Origin of the sequence: Vibrio sp. HI00D65 (genome assembly GCF_001635455.1) — a bacterium.
Taxonomy (GTDB): Bacteria; Pseudomonadota; Gammaproteobacteria; order Enterobacterales; family Vibrionaceae; genus Vibrio.
In genome coordinates this window covers 1-348 of record NZ_LWEH01000061.1, presented here as the reverse complement: position 1 = coordinate 348, position 348 = coordinate 1, and the positions used below count along the sequence as shown (strand labels likewise).

Sequence of the window (348 nt, the reverse complement as noted above, 5' to 3'; positions counted from 1 at the left end):
AATAAGCTTTCGATCTTCGTTGGATGCAGTACTTGCTCATGTGGGCCACTATCCACTAAGAATCGGTTAACGACATGCACGTTCGCGTCAAGTCGACGTACCGCAGTAACATCGTGGTGCACCGCTAGAATCGTTCGGCCTTCATCAACACATTCACGAATCAGCGATTCTAAATAGCGAACGCCCTGCTCGTCCATGCCCGTCGTAGGTTCATCTAATACCAGTAAGCTTGGGTTATCCAATAACGCTTGAGCAAACAGCACGCGTTGCTGTTCACCACCGGACAACTGTCCCATGCGGCGGCCGCTACGAGTGGCCATACCAACGCGATCTAACTGCGCGAGAGCA

Annotated in this window: 1 protein-coding gene; it reads right to left on the bottom strand. The window is 52.0% G+C overall.

All coding sequences use genetic code 11. The features are described 5' to 3' along the window. Positions 1-348: ATP-binding cassette domain-containing protein (locus tag A3712_RS07305; RefSeq protein WP_157618719.1), on the bottom strand; the 348-nt coding region annotated here is incomplete at both ends.